21 protein-coding genes and 1 pseudogene are annotated in these 22,097 nt (G+C 58.5%); 11 read left to right on the forward strand and 11 right to left on the reverse strand.

The genetic code is table 11. The annotated features are described in order from the left end of the window. Positions 1-603 (forward strand): annotated as a pseudogene (locus ACIOWL_RS14005) (hypothetical protein); the annotation flags it as partial. Positions 604-854: 251 nt separating this feature from the next. On the opposite strand, the gene ACIOWL_RS14010 reads toward ACIOWL_RS14005, so the two are convergent. After that, on the reverse strand, positions 855-1,649 hold the full coding sequence (locus ACIOWL_RS14010) for an MBL fold metallo-hydrolase (RefSeq protein ID WP_400386209.1): 795 nt from the start codon (positions 1,647-1,649) through the stop codon (positions 855-857). A gap of 259 nt (positions 1,650-1,908) precedes the next feature. Here ACIOWL_RS14010 and ACIOWL_RS14015 point away from each other — a divergent pair, with 259 nt between their 5' ends. From ACIOWL_RS14015 to ACIOWL_RS14035, 5 genes are all read left to right on the forward strand, one after another. After that, entirely contained in the window at positions 1,909-2,823 is a 915-nt protein-coding gene (locus ACIOWL_RS14015; protein WP_400386520.1) for a LysR family transcriptional regulator, read from the forward strand. Positions 2,824-2,998: 175 nt separating this feature from the next. Then, positions 2,999-4,426, forward strand: coding sequence for an NAD-dependent succinate-semialdehyde dehydrogenase (locus tag ACIOWL_RS14020; RefSeq protein WP_400386523.1), 1,428 nt, complete (start codon positions 2,999-3,001; stop codon positions 4,424-4,426). A gap of 81 nt (positions 4,427-4,507) precedes the next feature. Beyond that, positions 4,508-5,761, forward strand: coding sequence for an MFS transporter (locus ACIOWL_RS14025; RefSeq protein WP_400386211.1), 1,254 nt, complete (start codon positions 4,508-4,510; stop codon positions 5,759-5,761). Beyond that, positions 5,754-6,764: an amidohydrolase family protein gene (locus ACIOWL_RS14030; RefSeq protein WP_400386213.1), complete on the forward strand. Its 1,011-nt coding sequence runs from the start codon at positions 5,754-5,756 to the stop codon at positions 6,762-6,764. Before ACIOWL_RS14025 ends, ACIOWL_RS14030 begins: the two co-directional genes overlap by 8 nt. Before the next feature lie 48 nt (positions 6,765-6,812). Beyond that, on the forward strand, positions 6,813-8,210 hold the full coding sequence (locus ACIOWL_RS14035) for a M20/M25/M40 family metallo-hydrolase (protein WP_400386215.1): 1,398 nt from the start codon (positions 6,813-6,815) through the stop codon (positions 8,208-8,210). Positions 8,211-8,558: 348 nt separating this feature from the next. On the opposite strand, the gene ACIOWL_RS14040 is transcribed toward ACIOWL_RS14035, so the two are convergent. The 6 genes from ACIOWL_RS14040 to ACIOWL_RS14065 all read right to left on the reverse strand — a co-directional run bounded on the left by ACIOWL_RS14040 (position 8,559) and on the right by ACIOWL_RS14065 (position 13,633). Beyond that, the gene (locus ACIOWL_RS14040) at positions 8,559-9,539 is read right to left on the reverse strand and encodes a cyclase family protein (protein ID WP_400386218.1); all 981 of its coding nucleotides are present in this window, start codon (positions 9,537-9,539) and stop codon (positions 8,559-8,561) included. Next, positions 9,536-9,784 (reverse strand): hypothetical protein, encoded by a 249-nt coding sequence (locus ACIOWL_RS14045; protein ID WP_400386221.1) that lies wholly within the window; start codon positions 9,782-9,784, stop codon positions 9,536-9,538. Before ACIOWL_RS14045 ends, ACIOWL_RS14040 begins: the two co-directional genes overlap by 4 nt. Positions 9,785-9,803: 19 nt before the next feature. Beyond that, positions 9,804-11,141, reverse strand: coding sequence for a TRAP transporter large permease subunit (locus ACIOWL_RS14050; RefSeq protein WP_400386224.1), 1,338 nt, complete (start codon positions 11,139-11,141; stop codon positions 9,804-9,806). 32 nt (positions 11,142-11,173) lie between these two features. Next, a complete protein-coding gene (locus ACIOWL_RS14055; RefSeq protein WP_400386227.1) occupies positions 11,174-11,950 on the reverse strand; it encodes a DUF1932 domain-containing protein in 777 nt (258 codons plus the stop codon). 19 nt (positions 11,951-11,969) lie between these two features. Further along, on the reverse strand, positions 11,970-12,593 hold the full coding sequence (locus ACIOWL_RS14060; protein WP_400386230.1) for an RraA family protein: 624 nt from the start codon (positions 12,591-12,593) through the stop codon (positions 11,970-11,972). A gap of 257 nt (positions 12,594-12,850) precedes the next feature. Next, the gene (locus ACIOWL_RS14065) at positions 12,851-13,633 is read right to left on the reverse strand and encodes an IclR family transcriptional regulator (protein WP_400386233.1); all 783 of its coding nucleotides are present in this window, start codon (positions 13,631-13,633) and stop codon (positions 12,851-12,853) included. A gap of 138 nt (positions 13,634-13,771) precedes the next feature. On the opposite strand from ACIOWL_RS14065, the gene ACIOWL_RS14070 reads away from it, so the two are divergent. From ACIOWL_RS14070 to ACIOWL_RS14080, 3 genes are read left to right on the forward strand one after another with little or no spacing between them, the layout of a single operon-like run. Then, the gene (locus ACIOWL_RS14070) at positions 13,772-14,272 is read left to right on the forward strand and encodes a tripartite tricarboxylate transporter TctB family protein (RefSeq protein WP_400386236.1); all 501 of its coding nucleotides are present in this window, start codon (positions 13,772-13,774) and stop codon (positions 14,270-14,272) included. A gap of 1 nt (position 14,273) precedes the next feature. Next, positions 14,274-15,779 carry a tripartite tricarboxylate transporter permease gene (locus ACIOWL_RS14075; protein ID WP_400386239.1) on the forward strand — a complete coding sequence of 502 codons (1,506 nt, stop codon included), beginning with the start codon at positions 14,274-14,276 and terminating at the stop codon, positions 15,777-15,779. A 40-nt stretch (positions 15,780-15,819) separates the two neighbouring features. Then, positions 15,820-16,815 carry a tripartite tricarboxylate transporter substrate binding protein gene (locus ACIOWL_RS14080; protein ID WP_400386242.1) on the forward strand — a complete coding sequence of 332 codons (996 nt, stop codon included), beginning with the start codon at positions 15,820-15,822 and terminating at the stop codon, positions 16,813-16,815. Positions 16,816-16,969: 154 nt separating this feature from the next. Here the strand turns inward: ACIOWL_RS14080 and ACIOWL_RS14085 are convergent, their stop codons facing one another. Beyond that, a complete protein-coding gene (locus ACIOWL_RS14085; protein ID WP_400386245.1) occupies positions 16,970-17,719 on the reverse strand; it encodes an ankyrin repeat domain-containing protein in 750 nt (249 codons plus the stop codon). 215 nt (positions 17,720-17,934) lie between these two features. Here ACIOWL_RS14085 and ACIOWL_RS14090 point away from each other — a divergent pair, with 215 nt between their 5' ends. Next, positions 17,935-19,050, forward strand: coding sequence for a PrpF domain-containing protein (locus ACIOWL_RS14090; protein ID WP_400386247.1), 1,116 nt, complete (start codon positions 17,935-17,937; stop codon positions 19,048-19,050). A 99-nt stretch (positions 19,051-19,149) separates the two neighbouring features. Next, the gene (locus tag ACIOWL_RS14095; RefSeq protein ID WP_400386250.1) at positions 19,150-19,512 is read left to right on the forward strand and encodes a hypothetical protein; all 363 of its coding nucleotides are present in this window, start codon (positions 19,150-19,152) and stop codon (positions 19,510-19,512) included. A 77-nt stretch (positions 19,513-19,589) separates the two neighbouring features. On the opposite strand, the gene ACIOWL_RS14100 is transcribed toward ACIOWL_RS14095, so the two are convergent. From ACIOWL_RS14100 to ACIOWL_RS14110, 3 genes are all read right to left on the reverse strand, one after another. After that, the gene (locus tag ACIOWL_RS14100; RefSeq protein ID WP_400386252.1) at positions 19,590-20,051 is read right to left on the reverse strand and encodes a DUF3817 domain-containing protein; all 462 of its coding nucleotides are present in this window, start codon (positions 20,049-20,051) and stop codon (positions 19,590-19,592) included. Positions 20,052-20,361: 310 nt separating this feature from the next. Continuing rightward, the gene (locus ACIOWL_RS14105) at positions 20,362-21,645 is read right to left on the reverse strand and encodes a type II toxin-antitoxin system HipA family toxin (RefSeq protein WP_400386254.1); all 1,284 of its coding nucleotides are present in this window, start codon (positions 21,643-21,645) and stop codon (positions 20,362-20,364) included. A gap of 1 nt (position 21,646) precedes the next feature. Continuing rightward, positions 21,647-21,952, reverse strand: coding sequence for a helix-turn-helix domain-containing protein (locus tag ACIOWL_RS14110; protein WP_400386257.1), 306 nt, complete (start codon positions 21,950-21,952; stop codon positions 21,647-21,649). Positions 21,953-22,097: the final 145 nt, after the last annotated feature.

A 22,097-nucleotide genomic window follows, 5' to 3' on the forward strand; every position in this document is an offset into this window, starting at 1 on the left:
CCTGAAGAGGGTTTCGAGGGTAATCCGACTGATATCGCATACGTCGTGAAGGATCGTAACGGTAATGAGACTGGTGCGAATGTTCACGTGACCTACGAAGAAATCGAGCCGGAACCTTCAGAGACGCCGACTGAGGAGCCTTCGGAGTCGCCTGATCCTTCGGAGTCGCCGACTGAGGAGCCTTCGGAGTCGCCTGATCCTTCGGAGTCGCCGACTGAGGAGCCTTCGGAGTCGCCTGATCCTTCGGAGTCGCCGACTGAGGAGCCTTCGGAGTCGCCTGATCCTTCGGATTCGCCGACTGAGGAGCCTTCGGAGTCGCCTGATCCTTCGGATTCGCCGACTGAGGAGCCTTCGGAGTCGCCTGATCCTTCGGAGTCGCCGATTGAGGAGCCTTCGGAGTCGGCAAAGCCTTCTCAGGAGCCTTCCGCTTCGCCAGATGTTTCCGATCCGTCAAAGCCTTCTCAGGAGCCAGTCTCCCCGGAAAAGCCTAATGATGGATTGGCGAGCACCGGTGCGAACATCGCTATTGTTGGCGGACTCGCAACGCTCCTTGTACTTGCTGGAGTAATCTCGCTTGCAGTACGAAAGCGTCGTGCTCACTAGCTAGCGTGCCATGTTGCTTGTACTGAACCGTGCACCTTAATGGTCCGTAGAAGTGCAGCAAGATGACATGTACAAAAATTGCTCCTCGCGGAGAGACCCACGCTGTTGGGCCGCTTTGCGGGGAGCATTTTTGGTGTCCATCTGAGCACATGAGATTCGGGGCCAGAAACAGGGCCGGAGAAACGCCGGCAGCCGGTCAGAGAACCTAACTCAACACGGGTTGCAAACATCCGACAAGCTCCAAGACAGGCCTACAGCGCAACAAACTTGCGGATGCCCTCTACCCGCAGCACTCGGCCAAATTGCATCTTCGGGAAATGCGCGGCCACGAGCAAGTCGCCGGTCTTTTCTGCGTCGTCAGCGATGTCATTGCGAACCCGCGAAGCGGCCAGGGGATCCACATCCCAAATGACAGTCCAGTCCGGTTCAGATAGCTGAACCGTCGAATGCACAATGTCACCCAGCAGAATTGCTCGTTGCTGTTCGGACGCGATGACAAAAACGGTTGAGCCAGGAGTATGGCCAGGACTGAACCGTGTCGAAACATGAGGCGCAATTTCGAAGTCGGCGGTAAAGAGCTCAAGCTGATTCTGAATCGGAGATAGCAGTTCTGTTCCTACTGCCGACTTTGCCTCGCCGTCCATGAAATGGCGCCAATCTCGTTCATGGACTCGGTAGGTTGCATTTGGGAACACGGGGCGGGCATCACGGCTTGCCCAGCCGATGTGGTCGAAATGGAGATGACTAAAAAGGACATCGGTGACATCGGTGGGTCGAACCCCGAAAGATGCCAATTGGGCAATGAGCCCGCCGCCTTTGTACGACCCATCGTCCATTGGACCTACTCCGGTATCAAGAACGATGATTCGTTCTCCCGTGCGGATCAGGAATCCGCCGACGGGGAATTCCCAATGCCCGTCGTGTCCAAAGGATTCCGGGTGGCAACGCCATGCATCTGGAAAATTGAAGCGAGAAATAATCTCACCAGCCTGTTCACGGCCGTAACCGTCGAAAAGTGGCTGGATCTCTACGGAACCAATTCGCATTTAACAAACGATACATCGCTCATCGCAGGTATTGGCCCACACGGTATGTGCAAACCTCAGAAGTACAACATTGGTCTTGGCCAGTCTCCGGGATACTCCTCTTTTGACCGGATGGGCGGGCTCTCATTGCCTTGAAACGCTTCGTAACTATTGCCTAAAAACTGTAGGAGCGGCGTATGACTCTTCGCTACTCTAGTTACATTCCAGATCCATCGTTGATGTGTCGAAACTTCAAATGGAATCGAATGTTGGGAGCAAGATGAGCTTGGTTGATCCGGCGGTTGAATATTTTTTGGCTGTCTATGAGACAGGGTCCGTCAACGCCGCCGCACGTCGTTTGCTGATAGCGAGCTCGGCCGTTAGCCGCCATATTGCGCGCCTCGAACGAGAACTGAATGTCAGTTTATTCGAGCGACTTCCACACGGCCTCAAACCGACGTCGGAAGGAAATGCTTTCGCTGCCTATGCGCGCTCTGCGCTGTCCTTGGCTTCTGAAGTCACCGGGCAAATCAGGGATGTCAATGTATCCCCCATTGTGTCAATAGCTGGCTCTGAAGGTGCTGTTCACTACCTCTTGCCACGAGCCATAGCGTTGGCTGAACGGCAAATGCCGGGGCTGCGTGTGCGGCTCAAACGAGCTCCTGCCAGTGCAGTGAGTTCAATGGTGCGTGACGCCGTGGTTGACCTCGGGGTGACCTACAACCTGAGCTTGGCCTCCAAGGTGCAAGTGCTTTTGTCGACGGGCGCCCCCGTTCACGCCATCATGCGCCGCGGGCACACCTTCAGCCAGCGCCCGGTGCTGACCTTCCGCGAGATATCCCAGTTCCCCTTGGTGCTCAGTCCGCACGGGGCAACAAGTCGGGCCCTGGTTGATGTTTTTGCCGCGACGTCGCTGCGTGGGATCGACCCGGCATTTGAAACAGATGATGTCGCGGCCAGCCTTGCCTACGTTCAGGGCAGCGACGCCATTACCCTCTTGAGCGATATCAGCCTGGACCCCACGGATAAGTCCCTGGTGGTGTCCGTTCCGATGCAAGAACCAGAATTCCAAAGCAGGCAGCTTCAACTTCAAGGGCGTATCGGTGCTAAGTTCAGCCCGGCCGCACAGCTTATCGCCGAAACTATTCAAGAACTCATTCGGCGGCCAGATGCAAGGGGAGCAGCGCTCTCCTAGCATCCCGAGGTGCAGCGTTCTCCGCCCGGCATCGGTGCGTTCTCGAATGTGGAATGAGGTTCGTCGTTGCGTAGATCCTAGCTACGCTCTCACAGTGACTTATATCTCAGAAGTATCCGACAGGCCTTCAGCAGCCGGTAATGCTGACATTGCTGGTGTGCCCACAGACTTGTTGATGGGCGGCCGGTGGCAGAAATCTGCGACTGATACGACATTCGCTGTCTACAACCCGGCCACCGGGGAACATATCGCCAACGTTCATGACGCCTCGGCGGAGGACGGCATTGTTGCCTTGGACCTCGCTCAGGAGGCCCAAGCTTCGTGGGCGGCAACGGCGCCGCGGACACGAAGCGACCTGCTGCTGCGAGCCTATGACCTGGTTCTTGAACGTACCGAACAGTTCGCGGCAGTTATCAGCACGGAGATGGGCAAACCCCTGCAGGAGGCGCGCGGCGAAGTGAGCTACGCCGCCGATTTCTTGCGCTGGTTTGCTGAAGAAGCGGTGAGGATCAACGGGCGGTACACCTCCTCCCCGGATGGCAAGCAACGTTTTATCGTCACCTACAAGGCGGTCGGCCCGTCGTTGCTCATCGCACCGTGGAATTTCCCCCTTGCGATGGCGACCAGGAAAATTGCCCCCGCACTGGCCGCTGGATGCACCGTGATCCTGAAGCCTTCGGAGCTGACACCCCTGACGGCGCTGCTGTTCGGCCAGGTATTGGTTGACGCCGGCGTTCCAGAAGGTGTGGTGAGCATCCTGCCGACCACCAGTGCCTCGGAGTTGGTTCAGCCCCTGATGGAAGATCCGCGGCTTCGCAAGATCTCGTTCACTGGTTCGACCGCTGTGGGCCGTGTCCTCTTGGAACAGTCCGGGAAACACGTTCTGCGCTCCTCAATGGAACTGGGTGGAAATGCCCCGCTGATTGTTTTTGAAGATGCCGACGTGGATGCCGCCGTTGAGGGAGCACTGCTGGCCAAGGTGCGTAATGCCGGACAGGTGTGCACCTCGGCCAACAGGTTCTACGTCCATCAGTCGCTGGTCGAGGTCTTCTCGCAAAAACTGGCAGCTCGCATGTCGCAACTGGTGGTGGGTCCGGGACATGAACCAGCCACGCAACTGGGCCCGTTGATTGATCACCGGGCGGTGGCCAAAGTTGCTGAGCTGGTCAACGACGCGGTCGCTTTCGGTGCACGCGTGTTGACAGGGGGACACCGGGTTGCCGGCCCGGGTAGCTTCTTTGAACCTACCGTCCTGGTGGATGTGCCCTCCGAAGCGCGAATCCTCCGGGAAGAAGTCTTCGGACCGGTGGCTCCGATCGTGAGCTTCTCAACCGAACAGGAAGCCATCGACCTGGCCAACGACACCGAATTCGGTTTGGTTGCCTATGCCTTCACCAAAAACATCGACCGCGGGCTGCGCCTGGCGGAAAAGCTGGAAACGGGCATGTTGGGTTTGAACGCCGGAGTGATCGCAAATCCTGCAGCACCCTTTGGCGGCGTTAAGGAATCCGGAGTCGGCCGTGAAGGCGGCGCCGAAGGAATCCACGAATACCTGGAAACAACTTTTGTCGGTATCGGCTCCTCCGGCTCAACCGAGCTGTGATTCAACCAATCATTATCAGAAAGCGGTGAAATTGAGATGACTTCGACTGCAGGCACTAAAACGACAGAAACTCGGCACAAGATGCCGGTTAAGACGATTGTTGCGGCCAGCGCTGGCAACGCTGTGGAGTGGTTCGACTGGACCATTTACGCGACATTCGCGGTATTTTTCTCCTCCCAGATGTTTCCCGGGGATGAAACCGGCGCGTTGGTATCGACGTTCCTGATCTATGCGCTGTCCTTCTTCTTCCGCCCCCTGGGCGGGATCATCATTGGCCGGTTCGCCGATGTTGCCGGACGCAAAAACGGCATGTTGCTGACCATCACCTTGATGGCATTCGGCTCCTTGCTGATTGCCGCATTGCCGACATTTGCGATGGTTGGTTGGTTCGCACCGGTGCTCTTGTTTGTGGCCCGTGTTGCCCAGGCCGTTTCGCTGGGTGGTGAAGTGTCTAATGCTGCGTCGTACCTAGCTGAAATCGCTCCTCCGTCGCATCGCGGACGGTACTCGGCCTTCTTCTACATTTCCACCGGCTCGATGGTACTGGTTGCCTCGCTGCTTGGCGCGCTGCTCACCAGCGCCATGGATGACGCCGCCTTGGCTGCGTGGGGCTGGCGCATACCGTTTGTTGTGGGCGCATTGCTGGGTCTTGTCGGTGTCTGGCTACGCCGGGATCTTCGTGAATCCGAGCATTTCGAGTCGAATAAGGCTGAAGCTGTCGCAACCAAAAACCCTCTGCTGGCCACCATCACCCAGCACCCGAAGTCTGTACTGATCATTGTCTCACTGACCATGGTCGGAACCTTGGCCTATTACACAAACTTCTCGGCACTGACCCCGTACGTCATCAACTTCTATGGTGCAGAAAAGGCCCAAGTATTTTGGGCGCTCTCAGCGGCAACTGCTATTTTTGTCGCCTTGCAGTACCCGGTCGGAGTGCTCTCTGACCGTATTGGCCGCCGCCCACCACTGTTGGTGATGACGGTGGGATACACCGTGCTCACCATCCCGCTCTCACTGCTGGTGAAAGAACCGAGCTTCGTGAACATGTTCCTCGTTTTCGCCGTTCTGCTTTCCCTCTACGCCGGACATTCCGCGTTGAATCCTGCATTCATGTCTGAACTGTTCCCCACACGGTTGCGCGCCATCGGAATCGGCTCCTGGTACAACCTGACTGTTGCCGCTTTCGGCGGAACAGCTGGCCTGCTCATGACGTGGCTTGGTGGTTTGGGCCTGGGAAATCTGTTCTTCTGGTACGTATCGGCAGCCGGGCTCCTGGCGACACTAGTGGTCTTGTTCGTGATGCCTGAAACTAAGGGCAAAGTCCTTGACTAGCCAATATCTGGACGTTGACCCGGCGAACGCGGAGCTGGGGCAGATGTCCCTCACCCCTCAGGAACTTCACAACGTTTATCGCGGCGCGGTGGTGGATGCCCACCACCATCTGTGGGACCTGGCAACTGGTGATTACCCCTGGCTCGGTCCGCATGGAAATTTTGGACCGCCGGGGCGATTCGACCCGCTCAAGGGCCGGAACTATTCGCATGACGATTACCGCAAGGATGTGACGGGAGCCGGTGTTGTCGGCTCGGTCCATGTGGAGGCCATGTGGAATCCGGAGTCTGGCCAGGAACGCGAAACCCAATGGCTAGATGGCTTGGCGCATGAGGATTCCGTAGCGCTGCGCTACGTGGCCGGGGTTCCTTTTGGCCATCGGTTAACACGCAGCACGCTGGAGAAGCATCTGGACTCGGAACGAGTAGTTGGTGTGCGGCAGACCATCGGCTGGACGCCGGACCCCAACCTGCAAATGGCTTCGGAATCGAATCTCACAGAGACCGTGGAATGGCGAAAATCCGTTGAGCTGGTTCTGGACCGCGGTCTGTTGCTGGAGCTCTTGATGTACCCAGAGCAAGCGCTGAACGTCGCCAACTTGGCTCGGACTTACCCCGAGTTGCAGATCGTCATCAACCACAAGGGCTCACCGGCGGACCTCTCCGGCCCGGGACGCAAACGTTGGCGCGACGGATTAGAGCGAATGGCGCAACACACAAATATCGCCATTAAACTCTCGGCTTCGTTTTCTTTTTTGAACGCCAAAACTCAGTCGCATCTTGACGAGCAAGTTGGTGTTCTCGCGGAAACCTTTGGCCCGGAGCGTATGGTGTTCGGCAGTGATTTCCCGGTGGCGTCATTGCAAGGATTCACTTACGCACAGACCCTGGAGGCCGTCCGCCGTAGCACCCGGTCGCTAGAGTTGTCGCAGCAAACCGCGATCTTTCTAGAGAACGCCATCAGGATCTATCAACTGGATCCCTCCGAACTACGTGAAATCTAACGTTTACCGCAGAAGCATAACCAAGCGATCAGAGATGAAAGGAACTCGATGCAGAACATCGTAGCCACACGAGACAGCGCCATTTCCACTGCCGTACAGACGTTGCACAATGGAGAATTTGAAAGGGTCCTGGGCGCGAGGGTTGTGCATCGCACCGAGAGCCAAGGACGAAACAACGGGGCGGCGCAAATCCGGTATTTCGAAGATGAGATCATTCCGGACTTGCTGGATTTGGGGTTCAGCCACCAAATCCTGCAAAACGTTGTTTCTGCGGATCATCCGATCCTTCTTGCACAGAGGATTGAAGATGAATCGCTTCCGACGGTTCTCCTGTATGGGCATGCGGATGTTCAGTTCGCCCATGAGGAAGCTTGGGAGCCAGGGTTGAGCCCCTGGCGGCTTGAACGCAAGGGTGAACGGCTCTACGGTCGAGGAACCGCGGATAACAAGGGCCAGCACACCGTGAATCTGCTGGCCTTGCGGACGGTGCTCGAGATCCGTGGGGCGTTGGGATTCAACGTTCAGGTGTTGTTGGAATCCGGTGAAGAAGCCGGGTCGGTGGGGCTTGACGAAACCATTGGTGCCAACCGTTCATTGTTCCGTTCTGACCTGTTTATCGGATCAGACGGACCTCGCTATAGTGCCGAGTTGCCAACGATCTTTTTGGGATCGCGGGGGTGCGCATCATTCGTTCTTGATTGCACCCTGCGCGAAGACAGCGCCCATTCGGGAAACTGGGGAGGGCGGCTGCGTAATCCAGCCACAACGCTGGCCGCGGCGATTTCTAGTTTGGTAGATGAAAACGGCGTCATTGAGATGCCGGGTTTGCTCCCCGTAGACGGAATTCCCGATGCTGTGGTGGTTGCCATTGGCCAGTTGCCGGCCACCGCCGCGGCAGCCGATCCGAATTGGGGTGAGCCCCGGTTGACTCCCAACGAACGAGTCTTCGGATGGAACACCCTTGAGGTGATCGCCATGGAATCAGGGCAGCCAGCGGCTCCGGTGAACGCCATTCCAGCGAGTGCTCGGGCGCATTTGCACCTGCGGTACGTTGTGGGAACCGATACCTCTAACCTCTCCGAGCGAATTACCGCGCACCTTCGCGACCACGGGATCGATACCGTTGAGGTGGTCAGCGGCAGCGATGTCCCTGCCTCACGGCTTTCCTTGGATGCGCCGGTGGTTGACGTTGTCATCAGGTCGTTAACGGAGACGACAGGGCGCACACCCGTGGTGCTTCCGAATCTCGGAGGAACCATCCCCAACGCGGTGTTTGCGCAGACGCTGGACTTGCCAACAATCTGGATTCCGCATTCTTACCCGGGCTCGCTGCAACACGCGCCAAACGAGCACCTTCTGGTGCCGGTAGTTGAAGAGGGGCTGCGCATGATGGCCGGTGTGTTCTGGGACTTGGCGGAAAACCCGGAATTGTGGGCTTCTGCCTGAACCCTGATTCTCGATCAGGGGCTAGACCGGGTCTGTTGGCCTAGCCCCTGGTCATGCTGCTGAGGGAGCGCAGGACCAGGAGTCAGGCTCGATATCCATGTTCGCAGGCTGGGTCTACGGAGAAACGGGTCAAGGAACGATTAAAGAAAACTTCACCGCAAAACCCTCGGGATTTCGCACCGAATCTTCGTTGGTGGAATGGTGCCGCATGCACTCAAGCAATCTCCGGTCAAAGAATCACGCATGACACTTGTGGCCAATGAGCGTGGGAAAACAATGTTTTGCTTTTGCAACCTGCAGCGGACCGCATAAGGCATTTGCCCCCGTGGCCGCTACGGAATGCTTAACTCAGAGAATCGCCGTGGCGTTTGCCGGTGAACCTGTTCCGCCAACAACATTGAGCGGTTTGATGACCAGCAAACAATCGGAGCGCTTCAGTTCCTTCATCCGCCGCGCCAACGGGCCCAAGCGCCACAATTCACCCAGCGGCAACCCGAGTTTCGCCAGGAACTCTTGATGCATCATCCCGCGGTCATTGGGGGCAGAGCTCGCAAAGGGGGAGTCGGCCACCGGCGGGAGGCATTCAACCGCGAAGTTATCGGCCGCCAACACACTCAGCCCGCTATCCCAAGCCCAGTCCAGCAGCTCTTCGGACTGGGTGAGTCCCGTGGCCTTGCCGGAATCCCGTTGTCTGGATTTCTGCCCGGGGGATAAGGAGAGGAACCACTCGCTCCACCCGGTGTGGACCATCACGGTATCACCCTGGTCTAACGTGATGTTTTGCCACCGCAGGGTATCTTGCAAGAGGTCAAAGGAGATCTGGGCGCCGGCCTCATGATCCAGCGGTTGCCCTTGCGCGTCGGCGAACCCGGAGACATCAAGCAAAACCCCGCGCGTGACAATCGGCTGATCGGCCCAGTGCTGAATACCCAATTCCGTTGTGCCCGGAATGATCACTTCATCGGCCACGCCGCCGTAGAAACCTACCTCGTCTGAGCGTCGGTGGCGCAGCCCGTCGAGCTGCGTGGAGCCTTGCAAGTAAAAACCGTCAAGGTAGTCATCCCGGTGGGCCGGGTGGTTGCCGAAGATGTGGTGCCGGGGTGCCTCGCGGGTTTTGGACATTCCCGGGGCAAAGGCGTCGATGGAGTAATCCAGGCCAAAACTCTCGCCCCTGCGCACGGTTGCGACAGCACGTTGACGTGTTGTGTCGTCAATCTTCTCCGGCGTCCCGGCGGAAGGGGAGGTGAACAGTTCCCAGGAGGTTCCGGCCAGCCGCCCCGGGCGACGTTTCAGCTCGGCACGGGTTGGGTAAGAGCGTGGCTGGGTCATTTCGACTGATTCTCCTCGGCGTATTCGCGTGGGCTCGAGCCTACATGCAGCAACAGGTAGGCCGCGATGGATGCCACCGAAGCGGCAATGCACAGTACGGTTTTGAAGACGCCATTGGGTGCGGTGAGGATGGCGGCGCTGCCGGCGGCGAGTCCAACGGCCTGCCAGAGGACAAATACCACGCCTCCCACCAAGGCGAGCGCCAGGGAGAAAACAAATACCTTTTGAAGTATTGAGCGATACATCGGTGTGTCCTTTCAGGGTCTAGACCGGCAGGATGCCGGAGGCAATCAGTACGCCGATCCCGAGCAACGGAAGGGCATAAAACAGCATCATGCGGCGGAAGGTGTTGTAGGGGTTCACCCCGGCAATGCCGCAGGCAACATACAGCGGCGCACCGCCGGGCGGGACGGCCGCCTCGCAAGAGGAGAACACCAGCACTGCCACGGCCGCCGTGGGGGCGGGAACCCCGGCGGCCACCAGGGCCGCAACACCGACGGTACCCACCGCGGCCATGGTGGCGGTTGACGACAACGGGGCGGCGACGGCCACCACGATCAGCCCGATCACCAGCGCCAAGAGCCACACCGGAAGATCCAGCTGGTTCAGCACGGCGGTCAGCTGTTCCGGCAGCCCGGTGCTGGCCAGCGCGTTGGCGCCAGCGAAGGCGAACAGCACGGTGATGCCGACAATGCCGAAGCGGGGGATCGAGTCTTCCAGCAGTTTGCCCCAGTCCTTGAGGCTGCCCGGGAGTTTGCGCCACCCGAGCAGCACACCCATCACAATCAGCACAATGGGGATCCAGAAAATCGGGCTGACGGTTTTGGAAACCTCGGTTTGGGTATGTTCGCTGAGCAGCTGTGCCACCGCGCCGCTGGTGATGATCATCGGAATGGCCACTCCGACAAAAAGCAACAAGGTGGCCCATCCCTGCCTGAAGGCCACGGTGAGTTGCTGGCGCTGCTCCTTGGGGGTCGCTTGGGCTCCGCTGCGGCGCACCAGGATATAGGCGACGATCAACCGGTGAAGCACACACCATAAACCGCCAAAAATCAGCGGCAGGATCAACTCGTTGGCGGAGAGCAGCGGCCCGACCGTTGAGGAGCCAACCAGCACGAACATCGAGGCGCTGAAGGGGAAGGTGATGCCCATGCCCGCATTGCCGGCCACAATCGTGGCCGCGGTGGGACGGTCGATTTTCGAGCGTTCCATCCAGGGGATAGTGATGGAGCCTACCGTGGCGGCAATGGCCGCCTGGTTGTGCACGATACTCCCCAGCCCCGCGGAGGAGACCGTGGAAACGTAGGCGGCCCCGCCCTTGCTCCCGCCGATCAGTGAATCCAGCAGATTGATCATTCGTTCCATGACCCCGGCGCGTTCCAGCAGATAACCCATGAATACAAAAATCACCGTGGCGTACACGATTTCGTCGGTCAACGCGTCATAGAGCGCCGCCCACCCATTGGAGATCATGCCCGCGCCGTTGAATGCCGCCGCCACCAGGAAACCCAAAATCATGGCTTCGCCGACGTTTCGCCGCAGCAGCACCGTCCAAATGATGATGACTGCCAGGTAAGTCCCCAGCGCCCAAATGCCAATCATGCCTATTCCTTCCCACCGTGCCAGCGCGCGGGCTAGCTAGCGCTCATTCTATTGTCCGCAGCCATTCGTTCCATGGCACTAGCCGACGCTTCGGTCATTTCCCGCGGGACCCCCAAATCTTCAAGGTATCCGCCGGTGGAGCGCATTTCTGCCGCCCGCCGCACCGCATGTTTGGCGGTGCCCGTGAGGTAGCGGTCGATCACCGCCTGCCCGTCTCCGGCGAGGGTTTTGGAGATTTCCTCGCGGATCCACGGCTCTAGGCCCGCGGCCGCCCCGGCCCTCACGGCCTCGATCACTACCGAGGCCAGGCCCTTGGTGAAGACACTGCGCAGCAGCTTGTGCGACATGGCGCTGCCTGGTCCTCCGGCAACCACAGTGACCTGCGCCCCGAGCGACGCAAGCAGGCTGGCGAAGTGCTCGGCGCCGCTCCCGCTGGCCATGAGCGGGGTCTGCGCACCTTGGGCGATGACCGGTCCGAGGATGGCGACATCAATAAAGTTCACGGCTCCGGCGGTGGCACCCAGCTCCTGCATCACCTTGGGCGACGAGCTGGTGAGATCCGCATAGTAGGTTCCCGGCGCCATCACCGGAAGGCATTCGCCGGCCACCGCAGGGGCGGCTGCCGCGCCGGTGAGGACCAGCACCAGGTCTGCCTGCGCGGCCGCGTCGGCTGCCGACGCGGCCAGGGTCATGCCCTCGGGGGCGGTGCTGACAAAGGGGTCAAAGCCGATGATCTCGTGGCCGGCCCCGCGCAGGGCCGCTGAGTAGATCTGTCCGACTTCGCCAAGTCCGATAATTGCGCATTTCATGGTTTGTTGCCTTTGGGGTTTAGGAGGTGGTGGTTGCGCGGCTGGCGAGAATGGCGGCGCGCCGCTGGGATTCATCGAGGTTCACCGCTTCGGCCGCGGCGGCGATCTGTTCGGCCGCATCGGCTGGGATGATCACCACGCCGTCCGAATCGCCCACTACGATGTCCCCGGGCATCACCGCTACCCCGCCGAAGGCAATGGGTTGGCCAACCTTGAACGGGCCGTTTTTGTAGGGGCCGGCGGGGCTGGTGGAGCGGGCGAACACCGGAAGGTTGATTTCGCCTAGATCCACGGCATCCCGCACGGCTCCGTCCACGGCGAAGCCGGCGATCCCCTTGGAGACTGCCCGTTCGCCGATCAATTCTCCGAGCAGCGCACGGTCGGTGTAGCCGCCGCCGTTCACCACGATGACCTGACCGGGTTGCGCGTGTTTCAGCGCTTCGTGGATTCCGGCGTTGTCCCCCGGGGCAACCCAAACGGTGTACGCCGGGCCGGCAAGCTTGGCGCCGTTCCAGACTGCCTGGATCTCGGCGGCGGCAATGCCAAGGCGCTGCATGGCATCCCCGATATTGGCGGCGGGCAACGCGGCGAGCCGGTCGATCACCGATTGATCGACGCTGGTGGCTGCAGTCTGTTGGTTCATGGGGCACCTATCCCTGTGATTCTGCGGTGTTGCGTGGGTGAAGAACTCCAATTTTATTTCATGGAATGTTCTTCAGTTTCATACTACGCAATTAATTTGTAATGTACGGAATCATGACATGTTGCGCGTCACGGTGTCAAGAGGAGAGCTTGCTGGCCCGATTGGGCGGTTAAAGCCAGTCGCCCGCCTGGGCCGAATGGCTTGGGCGGGCGAGTGCGGTCGGTGCCGGGTGCGGGTGATCCGCAGAGGCTGCGGGCTTAGTAGACGCTGCTGGCCAAAAGGTCGGAGATCCGGCGTGCGGCGTGCAGGAGTTCCGGTGCATGCGCCTCGAGTTGGGTGCGGGTGACCGCGTGTATCGGGCCGGTCAGGGATAGCGCCTCGGTGTAGGAACCCTGCCGGGAGGGGATCAGTGTGGCAAGTGAAATGATTCCCAGCGCTCGCTCGTCCTCTGAAATGACATAGGTTGTCTCCGGTGCAGGGACTCGGGACTTGATGGCGGCCAGATCGAAGTCCTCGTTTTCATAATGCAGGCGGCGTGAGGCTTCGGCGATCACCTCCAGCTCTTCGTCGAACAGTCCTCGGAGCAGGGTCCGACCGGCGGCGCCGGCGGTCAAGGGCAGTCGCCGCCCCTGCGGCAGGCTGTAACCCAATGAAGTTTCGCCCACCACGCGCTCCACCAGGACGCGTTCGCTGCCCAGTCGGGTGTAGAGCGATGCGGTGAGGTTTGTTGCGCTGGAGAGTTGCTCCAGGATGGGTTTGGCGATTCGGGGCAGTGGGTCGTTTTCCAGGAAAACCCGCGCCGCTGGCAGAACCGCCGGGCCTAGGCGGTAGCTCTTGTCGGTCTGGCTGACCAGCCCTGCCTCTTGCAGGACGCGCAAGATACGCAGCGTGGTGGGCGAGCTCATGCCCAAATCGGCCGCGATGGCGCTCAGCCGCTGCGGGTGGTCATAACGCTGGATCTGCTCGAAGACGGCGATCGCGCGGGTCAGCGACCGCATGCCGTTGGGGGTCTCTGTTTTTTCCTGTCGATCTGCAACCATAATTTCATTCTACGCAATTTCATTGCGAATTCTAGGTTTTGCTTGACCCGGGCTTGTGCCCCGTGTCACTATTTCATAGCACGCTACAAAGTTTTACTGTATGAAATTTGAGAACAAACTATGCAATTGGAGGCAGTCATGGAGAATGAGGCAAGGGAGGAGGGTGTGGCACCGGTCCGGCGATCCATTGTGATTGGGCAAGCCGCCATCGCCCTGGTGGGCCTGTATGCGCTGACCGGTTCGATCTCGTTGGGCCTGTGGACCACGATGGGGCCGGGCGCCGGTTTCTTCCCCGCTGTTCTGGGGGCCTTCCTCGTGATCTTGTCGGTTATCTGGTTCATTCAAGAGCGCAACAACATCAATTCATCGGCCTCGGCCGAACCTCTTGATAAGGCCCAGGTGTGGGCGGTGGTGCTCAGCCTGGTTATTTTGGCCGCAGTGATGCCGCTGCTGGGCTTCCAGGTGAGCGTTTTTGCTTTTCTGCTGTATCACCTCCAGTTCCGGGCCCGTATTGGATGGGTTAAAGCGGTGGTCATCTCGCTGTTTGGCAGCGTGGGTGTCTTTTACCTGTTCACCGCCGTCTTGCATGTATCACTTCCGGTAGCATCGTTGCTGCCGCTGAACCTGATCGGACTGTGACATGGACGTTCTAAACGAACTCATGATGGGATTTGCCGAGGCGATGACCTGGCAGAACCTCCTTTTCGCTTTTGTCGGCTGCCTGCTGGGTACCGTCATTGGCGTATTGCCCGGCATCGGCCCCGTGGCGGGTATCGCCCTGTTGATCCCGTTGACCCTCAGCTTGGATCCTGCCGGCTCCATCATCATGCTCTGCGCCATTTTTTACGGCACCACCTACGGCGGGACCATTACCAGTGTTCTGCTGAACACTCCGGGTGAAGCCGCCTCGGCGATTACGGCCATCGACGGTTATCAAATGACCAAGATGGGCCGGGCCGGTGTCGCACTGACGATTGCAGCGGTCGGCTCGTTCATCGGCGGCTCGATTGCCACCGTAGGGTTGGTGCTTGCGGCCAAACCATTGGGAAGCCTGGGGCTGCTGATCGGTCCGCCAGAATTTTTCGCCTTGGTTGTGGTGGGGATTTCCCTGCTGGTGGCGTTGGCCGGGCGCTCGATGGTGCGTGCACTGATTTCCGGAGCCCTTGGTTTGCTGATTTCCATGATCGGTATCGACCCGGTGATGGGAGCACCGCGTTTCACCTTCGGCATGGACCGTTTGCTCGACGGGGTGTCCTTTGTGGCGGTCATCGTTGGCATCTTCGGGCTGTCCGAAATCCTGTCCTACCGTCCAGGGAAGAACCAAACAGTGGTGCAGGCACCGGGTATGCGTGCATTGCTCCCTACCCGCACCGATTGGAAACGCAGCACCCCGTCCTTCGCCCGCGGCACCGGTATTGGTTTCGCGATGGGATTGATCCCGGGCATGACCGGCTCGGTCTCCTCGCTGCTCTCCTATGGAGCAGAAAAGAAATTCTCCAAGCACCGCGACGAACTGGGCAAGGGGGCCATTGAGGGTGTTGCCGGTCCGGAAACCGCCAACAACGCACACGCCAACGGCGCACTGATCCCGCTGTTCACCCTCGGTATCCCGGCTTCTCCAACCATTGCGGTCTTGATGGGAGCGTTCCTGCAGCAGGGACTGACCCCCGGGCCGACCCTGTTCGCGGAGCACAGCACCTTGGCCTGGACCATCATTGCCAGCCTGTTTATCGGCAACGTCTTGCTGCTGGTGCTGAATGTGCCATTGGTGGGGTTGTGGACCTCGATCTTGAAGGTCCCGTACCCGATCCTGGCCGGCCTGATCCTGATGTTCATGGTGGTTGGCGCCTACACCATCAATTTCTCCGTGTTCGACGTGTTTGTCATGATTCTTTTCGGCTTGGTGGGCCTGGGGCTGCGTCACCTTGATATTCCCCTGGCACCCATGGTGCTCACCTTGGTCCTGGGCCCGTTGATGGAACGCTCGCTGCGTGAATCCCTGGACATTTCCCACGGCAGTTTCTCCATATTCATGGATCGACCAATCACCCTGGTTCTTCTGATCCTCGCGCTGGTGATTGTCTGCAGCCCGCTGCTGAAGCTGCGTAAACCAGCAGCTCTGGCCGCAGAAGATCCTGAAAGCTAATCATCCCCTCGCCTCAGCTCACACTTTCTAAGGAATACACATGAAAAAACTGATTTCGGCGCTCGCCGTGGGCGCCCTCGCCCTGACCGCCACCGGCTGCGTCGACAGCTCCTCAACCGCCGCCTCATCCGGAGAAGATTTCCCGAAAAACGGGAAATCCGTCGAACTGGTTGTTGCGTTCTCACCGGGCGGCCCGGTGGACACGGCCGCCCGCTTGATCCAGCCGGTGTTGGAAGAAGAGTTGGGGACCAACGTCGAGGTAGTGAACAAACCCGGTGCCGGCGGCCAGATCGGTTACACGGCGCTGGCCAACGCCAAACCGGATGGCTACACCATCGGCGCGGTGGGTTCCCCGTCGATTGTAGTGATCCCGCTGGATGAATCACGTGGTGCGGCCTTCTCCCGCGAGGACCTGCAGCCGCTGGCCCGCCAGGTAGTTGATCCGATGGTGATCGCAGTGCAACCCGACAGCCCCTACGCCAGCTTGAAGGACTTGCTCGAAGCGAGCAGCGCGAACCCGGATACCATCAACGCCACCACCACCGGACAGATGGGTGGCGAACACTTCGCCATTGCGCAGATCAATGAGACCACCGGCTCTGCGCTGAGCCCGGTCCACTTCTCCGAAGGTGCCTCCCAAGCGTCCACTGCGTTCTTGGGCAAACACGTCGACGTGTTGGTGGGAAATATCAGCGAGGTAGTGGATCTGGCCAATCAGGGCAAAGCCCGGGTGCTGGGAGTGATGAATACCGAACGCACCGAGATGCTGCCAGAGGTCCCGACCTTCACCGAAGAAGGATATGACATCGTCTCAACGACGGCTCGTGGCTATGCGGCTCCTGCCGGGTTGCCCGAGGCGGTTGCCGCGAAACTGGAAGCGGCGCTGCAAAGCGCAATCGAAAACGAAGAAGTGATTACCAAGATGGATAACCTCGGACTGACGACTAGCTTCCAAGACGCCCAGAGCTACGGCGAGTTCTGGCAGAAGCAGGAAGCTGACTACCAGGCAGTTCTGCCACTGGTCCAAGCGAAATAATCAGGAACATCTTCCACCCCGGGAACCGCGCGCACAGCACGGTCACCCGGGGTGATTTTTCCAACCGCTCACACGGCAACGGCCGTTGGTCGCGACGTGCCACCGTGCAACCGGCAGGAGACACCGCGGCAACCGATGAGACTGATGGCAGCGACTACCGGTTGTTGCCATCAAGCACACTGACGATATCCGTGTAACCCTGCTGTGCCGCCAGCTCACGCGGGGAAGTCCCGTTGCCATCCGGGATGTTTTGATCCGCCCCACCGACCAGGAGCAAACGGACCGTTTCAACTTGGCGGGACCCGCCATCGCCGAGCACAATCGCTTCATGCAGGGCAGTCCACCCCAAGTTGTTGATGTGGTCCACCGGCACCCCCGCGTCCAGCAAGATTTTGACGGTCTTTGTGTGGCCATGTTCGGCAGCCGGAATCAGCGCGGTCCCGCCGTAGCGGTTGGTGCTTGAAACATCGGCCCCGTGGACAATGGTGAGTTTCAGGATTTCATTGAGCCCCTCGGCTCCGGCATAAAGAAAAGCGGAATCGTCAATGGAATCCTTGGCGTTTACGTCGGCCCCGGCGGAGATCAGCGCCGTGGCCAGCTCGGTGTCCTCATTTTTCGTCGCCAGTACCACCAGGGGAGTCCCATCAGGCAATGAGGTATTAACCTCGGCGCCGCCAGCGATAGCGGCCTTTGCCGCGTCAACGTCAGCCGATTGCACCGCGGTTTGTAGCAGGGCTGTTTGATCTTGGGGGTACACGGTATTTTGTCCGGTTTCTGTTGGTGGCGGGGTTGAACTCTGCGAACATGCACCCAGAAACACGGCTGATCCAAGGGCTAATGCCGGCAGTCCCATGCGCAGCGTGAAATGTTGCTGGTGGCTGCTTCGAGGTTGTTGTTCGCTCATGCCTCCACCTTGCCAGTCGGTTATGGGATGGTGCATCGGCCATTTGGCTAGTATCGAGCGTGAACTGTATGACGTTCCTGCCGGTGGCGCACGCCGAAGCTGGACGGACTGACGAGTTCGGTGTCATGGAAACGAATCCGTGCTGATGAGTGATCGAGATTTAGAATGGCCCCGGGGCCACCGAAGGGTCCAAGCTGAGAGATTCGGGAGTCTGTGTGCAGTGGATTGAGGCGGTTTTTGTCCGCGGTGGAACGAGCAAGGGTTTGTTCTTCTGCGAAGATTGGCTCCCGGATGAAGAATCAGAGCGTAATCGCATTTTTGCCCAGGCGCTGGGAGCACCGGATCGTTTCGGGCGTCAACTGGATGGAATGGGCGGAGGTATTTCCTCGCTGTCCAAGGTGATGGTGGTTGCCCGCTCAAAACGTGATGGCGTGGACCTGGATTACACTTTTGGCCAAGTCGCGGTGGATTCAGGAATCACCGACTATGCAGGAAACTGCGGGAATCTGTCGTCCGGTGTGGTGCCTTTTGCCCTCGAAGCTGGTTTGCTTCAGGCCCCGGAAGGGGAGCAACGATTCACGCTGTTTAATACAAATACCTCGAAGCTGGTGCAGGTGACGCTTCAGGTGGTTGGCGGTCGGGCCGCCGTGCGTGGCGCGTTGTCGTTGCCCGGTGTGCATGGTGTTGCTGCGCCGATCGAACTGAGTTATCCGGACCCGGCGGGCAGCCGCAGTTCTGGTTTGCTGCCCACCGGCAATCCCGCGGACTTATTAAAGGTTGACGGGCAGGTGTATCCGGTGAGCCTGGTTGATGCGGCGCTTCCCATGGTGATGATCCAGGCTTCGCTGCTGGGGCTGGATGGCACCGAAAGCCCGGAGGCCATCGACGCGAACACACCGGTGATTCAGCGGTTGGAAAAGATCCGCAGGGCAGGGGCAGTGGCCATGGGTTTGTCTGCAACACCTGATGAGGCGGCGCACGTGGTGCCAAAAATTGCGCTGATAGCGCCGTCCTCGCCCGCTTTACTATTAGACGGAACACTGAGCGGGGCCGAAGACTCGGATCTGGCGATTCGGGTGATTTCCATGGGACAAACGCACAAAGCGGTCCCGGGGACCGGTGCCATGTGTTTGGCCGCCGCGGCTCAGATTCCCGGCAGCATCGTGGCGAAGGTGGCCCCTGGATTGGAGGGGGAGATCATTCGGCTTGGGACACCCTCCGGGGCAGTGTCTGCTGCCGCGCACTTTGATGCCGCGGGGAAGCTGATGCACACTTCGCTGTTGCGTACCGCCCGAATATTGATGAAAGGCTTTGTGCAGCTGCCGGAATAGGCCCTTCTGTTTCCTATGAAGTTTCGCAGAACAGAGGTATTTTTATAGAACTCAAGCTCGTTCGATCTGGGTGGGAATGATGGGTGACACCGTACTTGGATGGATCAAAACTGCAACTTCGCCTGGTCTTACGGCCTTGTAGAGCAAAAAGCTACCGGGGACGAAGGAACAACCTGTTATCTCGATAATGCCCCCAACCAAGATGTCGATGCTTGCGTGGTGGATCTCGGAGGAATAGTTATGAAACGTGTGCCACGCCATTTGGCACTTTCGCAGACCAAAGGCGGCCAAAGGATTATTTATGGCGATCAAACGAGCGTAATCGAGACCGCGGCCTATACTGTGCTTGTTCCGGAACACCGCCAGACAGGTTTATACCCCGGTGTCCGTACGGTAGAAGCCCATCGGAGTCTCATTGGGGAGTTCACTGACGATAGCGTCTTCGAAGGGATGGAAGTGTAAAAGCTTGCATCGCGGTTCACTGGGTGCAGTCTGATGCTAGGACTGTTGGGAAGCCGAATACAAAGACGACTAAGTTACTACGCGCCCCCACCTGGAGGGCCCATGATCAGCATGGCGGTGAAGACCAAACCAACAATCACGACCGCGCTCACGGCGGTTAGCAGGGGACGGCCGACCATCCAGCGGAATAGCGTGTCGATCCGCTTCGCATCATCCGGGTGATCGCTCTTGGTAGTGCGCCACTGGCCTTCCAAACGCCCTAACTTCGTGAGCCGGCGTTCATAAGGAATTGTCAGGTACGGAACCACTGAGGTGGCTGCCGTGAGAACGATGGAACGTTTGCTCCAGCGTTGGTTGATGCCGACAAGAACACCGGTGGCAACGTAAGACAAGAAGACGAAGCCGTGCACGAATCCCGCGATAGAAACTGGCCAATCGCCCACCTTGACTACGTACTTCAAGAACATTGCGATCAGCAGAAGCGTCCAGGTTACTGCTTCGGCTCGGGCAACGGTGCGAAAAAGGGCGCTTGGTGACATGACCTGATTTCTGTCTCTCGGGTGTGCTGATGAAGCGGTTCCTTTAACAGAACCTGTTCCAGCGTATCGAGCGCTCCTGTGTGGTTCTTTTGAGTGGGGTCTGTCCCATCGCTCTTCTAACTCTTCGCGACAATCTTTAGCGCTAAACAGATGGCGCGGATCTAGAGCGTCACTTCGCACAGTTGTTTTCTGCATAGGGAACTGCGGATTGCAAAAGCGATGGGAAAGGTCGTGGATTAGTTCGGTGCGCTGCGCCACTGCGGTAAGCAGCTCTTTTGAGTAGGCATCTTGATCGTCTTTGTGTGCATCGTCAAATCAAGCGCCCAATGCGCTCCTCGATTGGTCTACGATCGATTGTGTCGACTTCTGCGCTGTTTGCGTAGTCGCTCCAGTTGTCTACTGCGTCGTTGACCTCACTGACAATGGATCGGTATCCTCTAACACCGTGTTGTTCCCCAAACCGGTACATTTCTTCGGCCGTGACGTGCAGGAATTTCCCGTTGACACCCATGAGGTGCTGGTCAACCCATTTGCTGTCTGCCCGATAACTGAAAGTGACGTCATAAGCAGGGGCGAGACTCCACTGCCCACGTTCGTCCATTAGGAATGACTGATTCTTTGTGTGGTCGTCACAGTTCCATGCAGCGTAGTTGAATACCATTCTGCGAAACGCCTCGTTTTTGGCCTGATCCCCGAGATTCAGTTGATCGATGGTCTGCAAGAACTGCGAATAGTCATGGGTTCCCACGAGATTAAAGTCCAGTAATTTCATGGCGCATAAGCTCTGCATGTGAAGTTTTCGCGTTCCACCGGGACGATCGAAACGTTTGATCATGAAGTGTGCACGGTCATTCTCTTTGTGCAGCCGAGTTTTGGGCATGTTGATCCCCGCAGCCCTCGCCATCAACGAATACGCGTATTCGATACGTCCGAATGCTTTGCCGTCACCGAGTTTTTCATCCTGTACGCCATCGAATTTGAGCAGCCAGCTTTCGGCGTCGGCTGATGGTTCTTGTCCAGGTGTGAGTTCATTTGTGACTGGATTAAGATTGACTACAGCTTTGGCGCGAGCGCCACCGGCGCTTGATCCGACTGCGAGAATTTGGGCTAGCGCTGCCTCTGATTCGACATCGTTGGCCAGTGTTCCTGCTACAGCTTGGCGCGCCTTAACTACCAAGTCGCTCAAATCCAGCGCCGTAGGGTGTGGCATTAGGGGGCTGTTCGCGGGTTGAAATTCAAGAGCTCCCATGGCTCGGCGCCCGGTGTAGGCCAACCGGTCGAGCACTGAGACTTTGGTGGGATCCGCGCCGCGACGGGCCATTTCGGCATTGATGATTGTGTTACCGAATTTATCGGGCAGCGAATCGGCGATACCGGGCGGTAGCTCGCTCCATGTTTCGGTGCTGAGCCCAGGGAAAGAGAACAATCGCTTCTGTCTAGTTGGGTTCATGCTGAGCGGAAAGAACGAGGCCTTGCCATCTAGCCCTGGCGCGAACTCGAAGGTGAAGGCGTTGCGAATTTTTCCACGGTTAATTGCGCCAATGGTCTGACCCCATGCTTTGACTTCGATGACTTCCACATGTTCGAAAGGCAAGCTAATTCCTCCGTCTTGAGGCCCGTTGTGGCCTTGCGGGTTTTTTTTGAGCGAGACGCAAGGCCTCCATAGGGCTTAGCTCACTGAAACCTTCATCTAACGCGTCGATGATGTCTAGTCGGTCGAGTGTACGTAGGGTCCGGAGAAAAGTCTCCAATTTTACCCCGCGGCCAGCCTCCAGATTTTGCAGAGAGCTGAGTGACACATCACTTTGGCGCGCGAGTTCAGCTTGCGTGAGGTCGCGGCCGAGCCGGGCTTCGCGGATAAACCGGCCAGTTTTGCTCTCTATATCTTGAATTGTGCTCATAATGTGTATCTTAGCAAGTATTATGATCGTTTTGTGGGATAATGATTGCCTTGGCACCTGTTGTCTTAAAGGTGCCGGATCATTCATGAGATCAAGTTTCGTGGTTAACACTTGTTTTGGCAACTGTTGATAACAACATCGTCGT

Origin of the sequence: Glutamicibacter sp. NPDC087344 (genome assembly GCF_044744225.1) — a bacterium.
In the GTDB taxonomy this organism is placed as follows: Bacteria; Actinomycetota; Actinomycetes; order Actinomycetales; family Micrococcaceae; genus Glutamicibacter.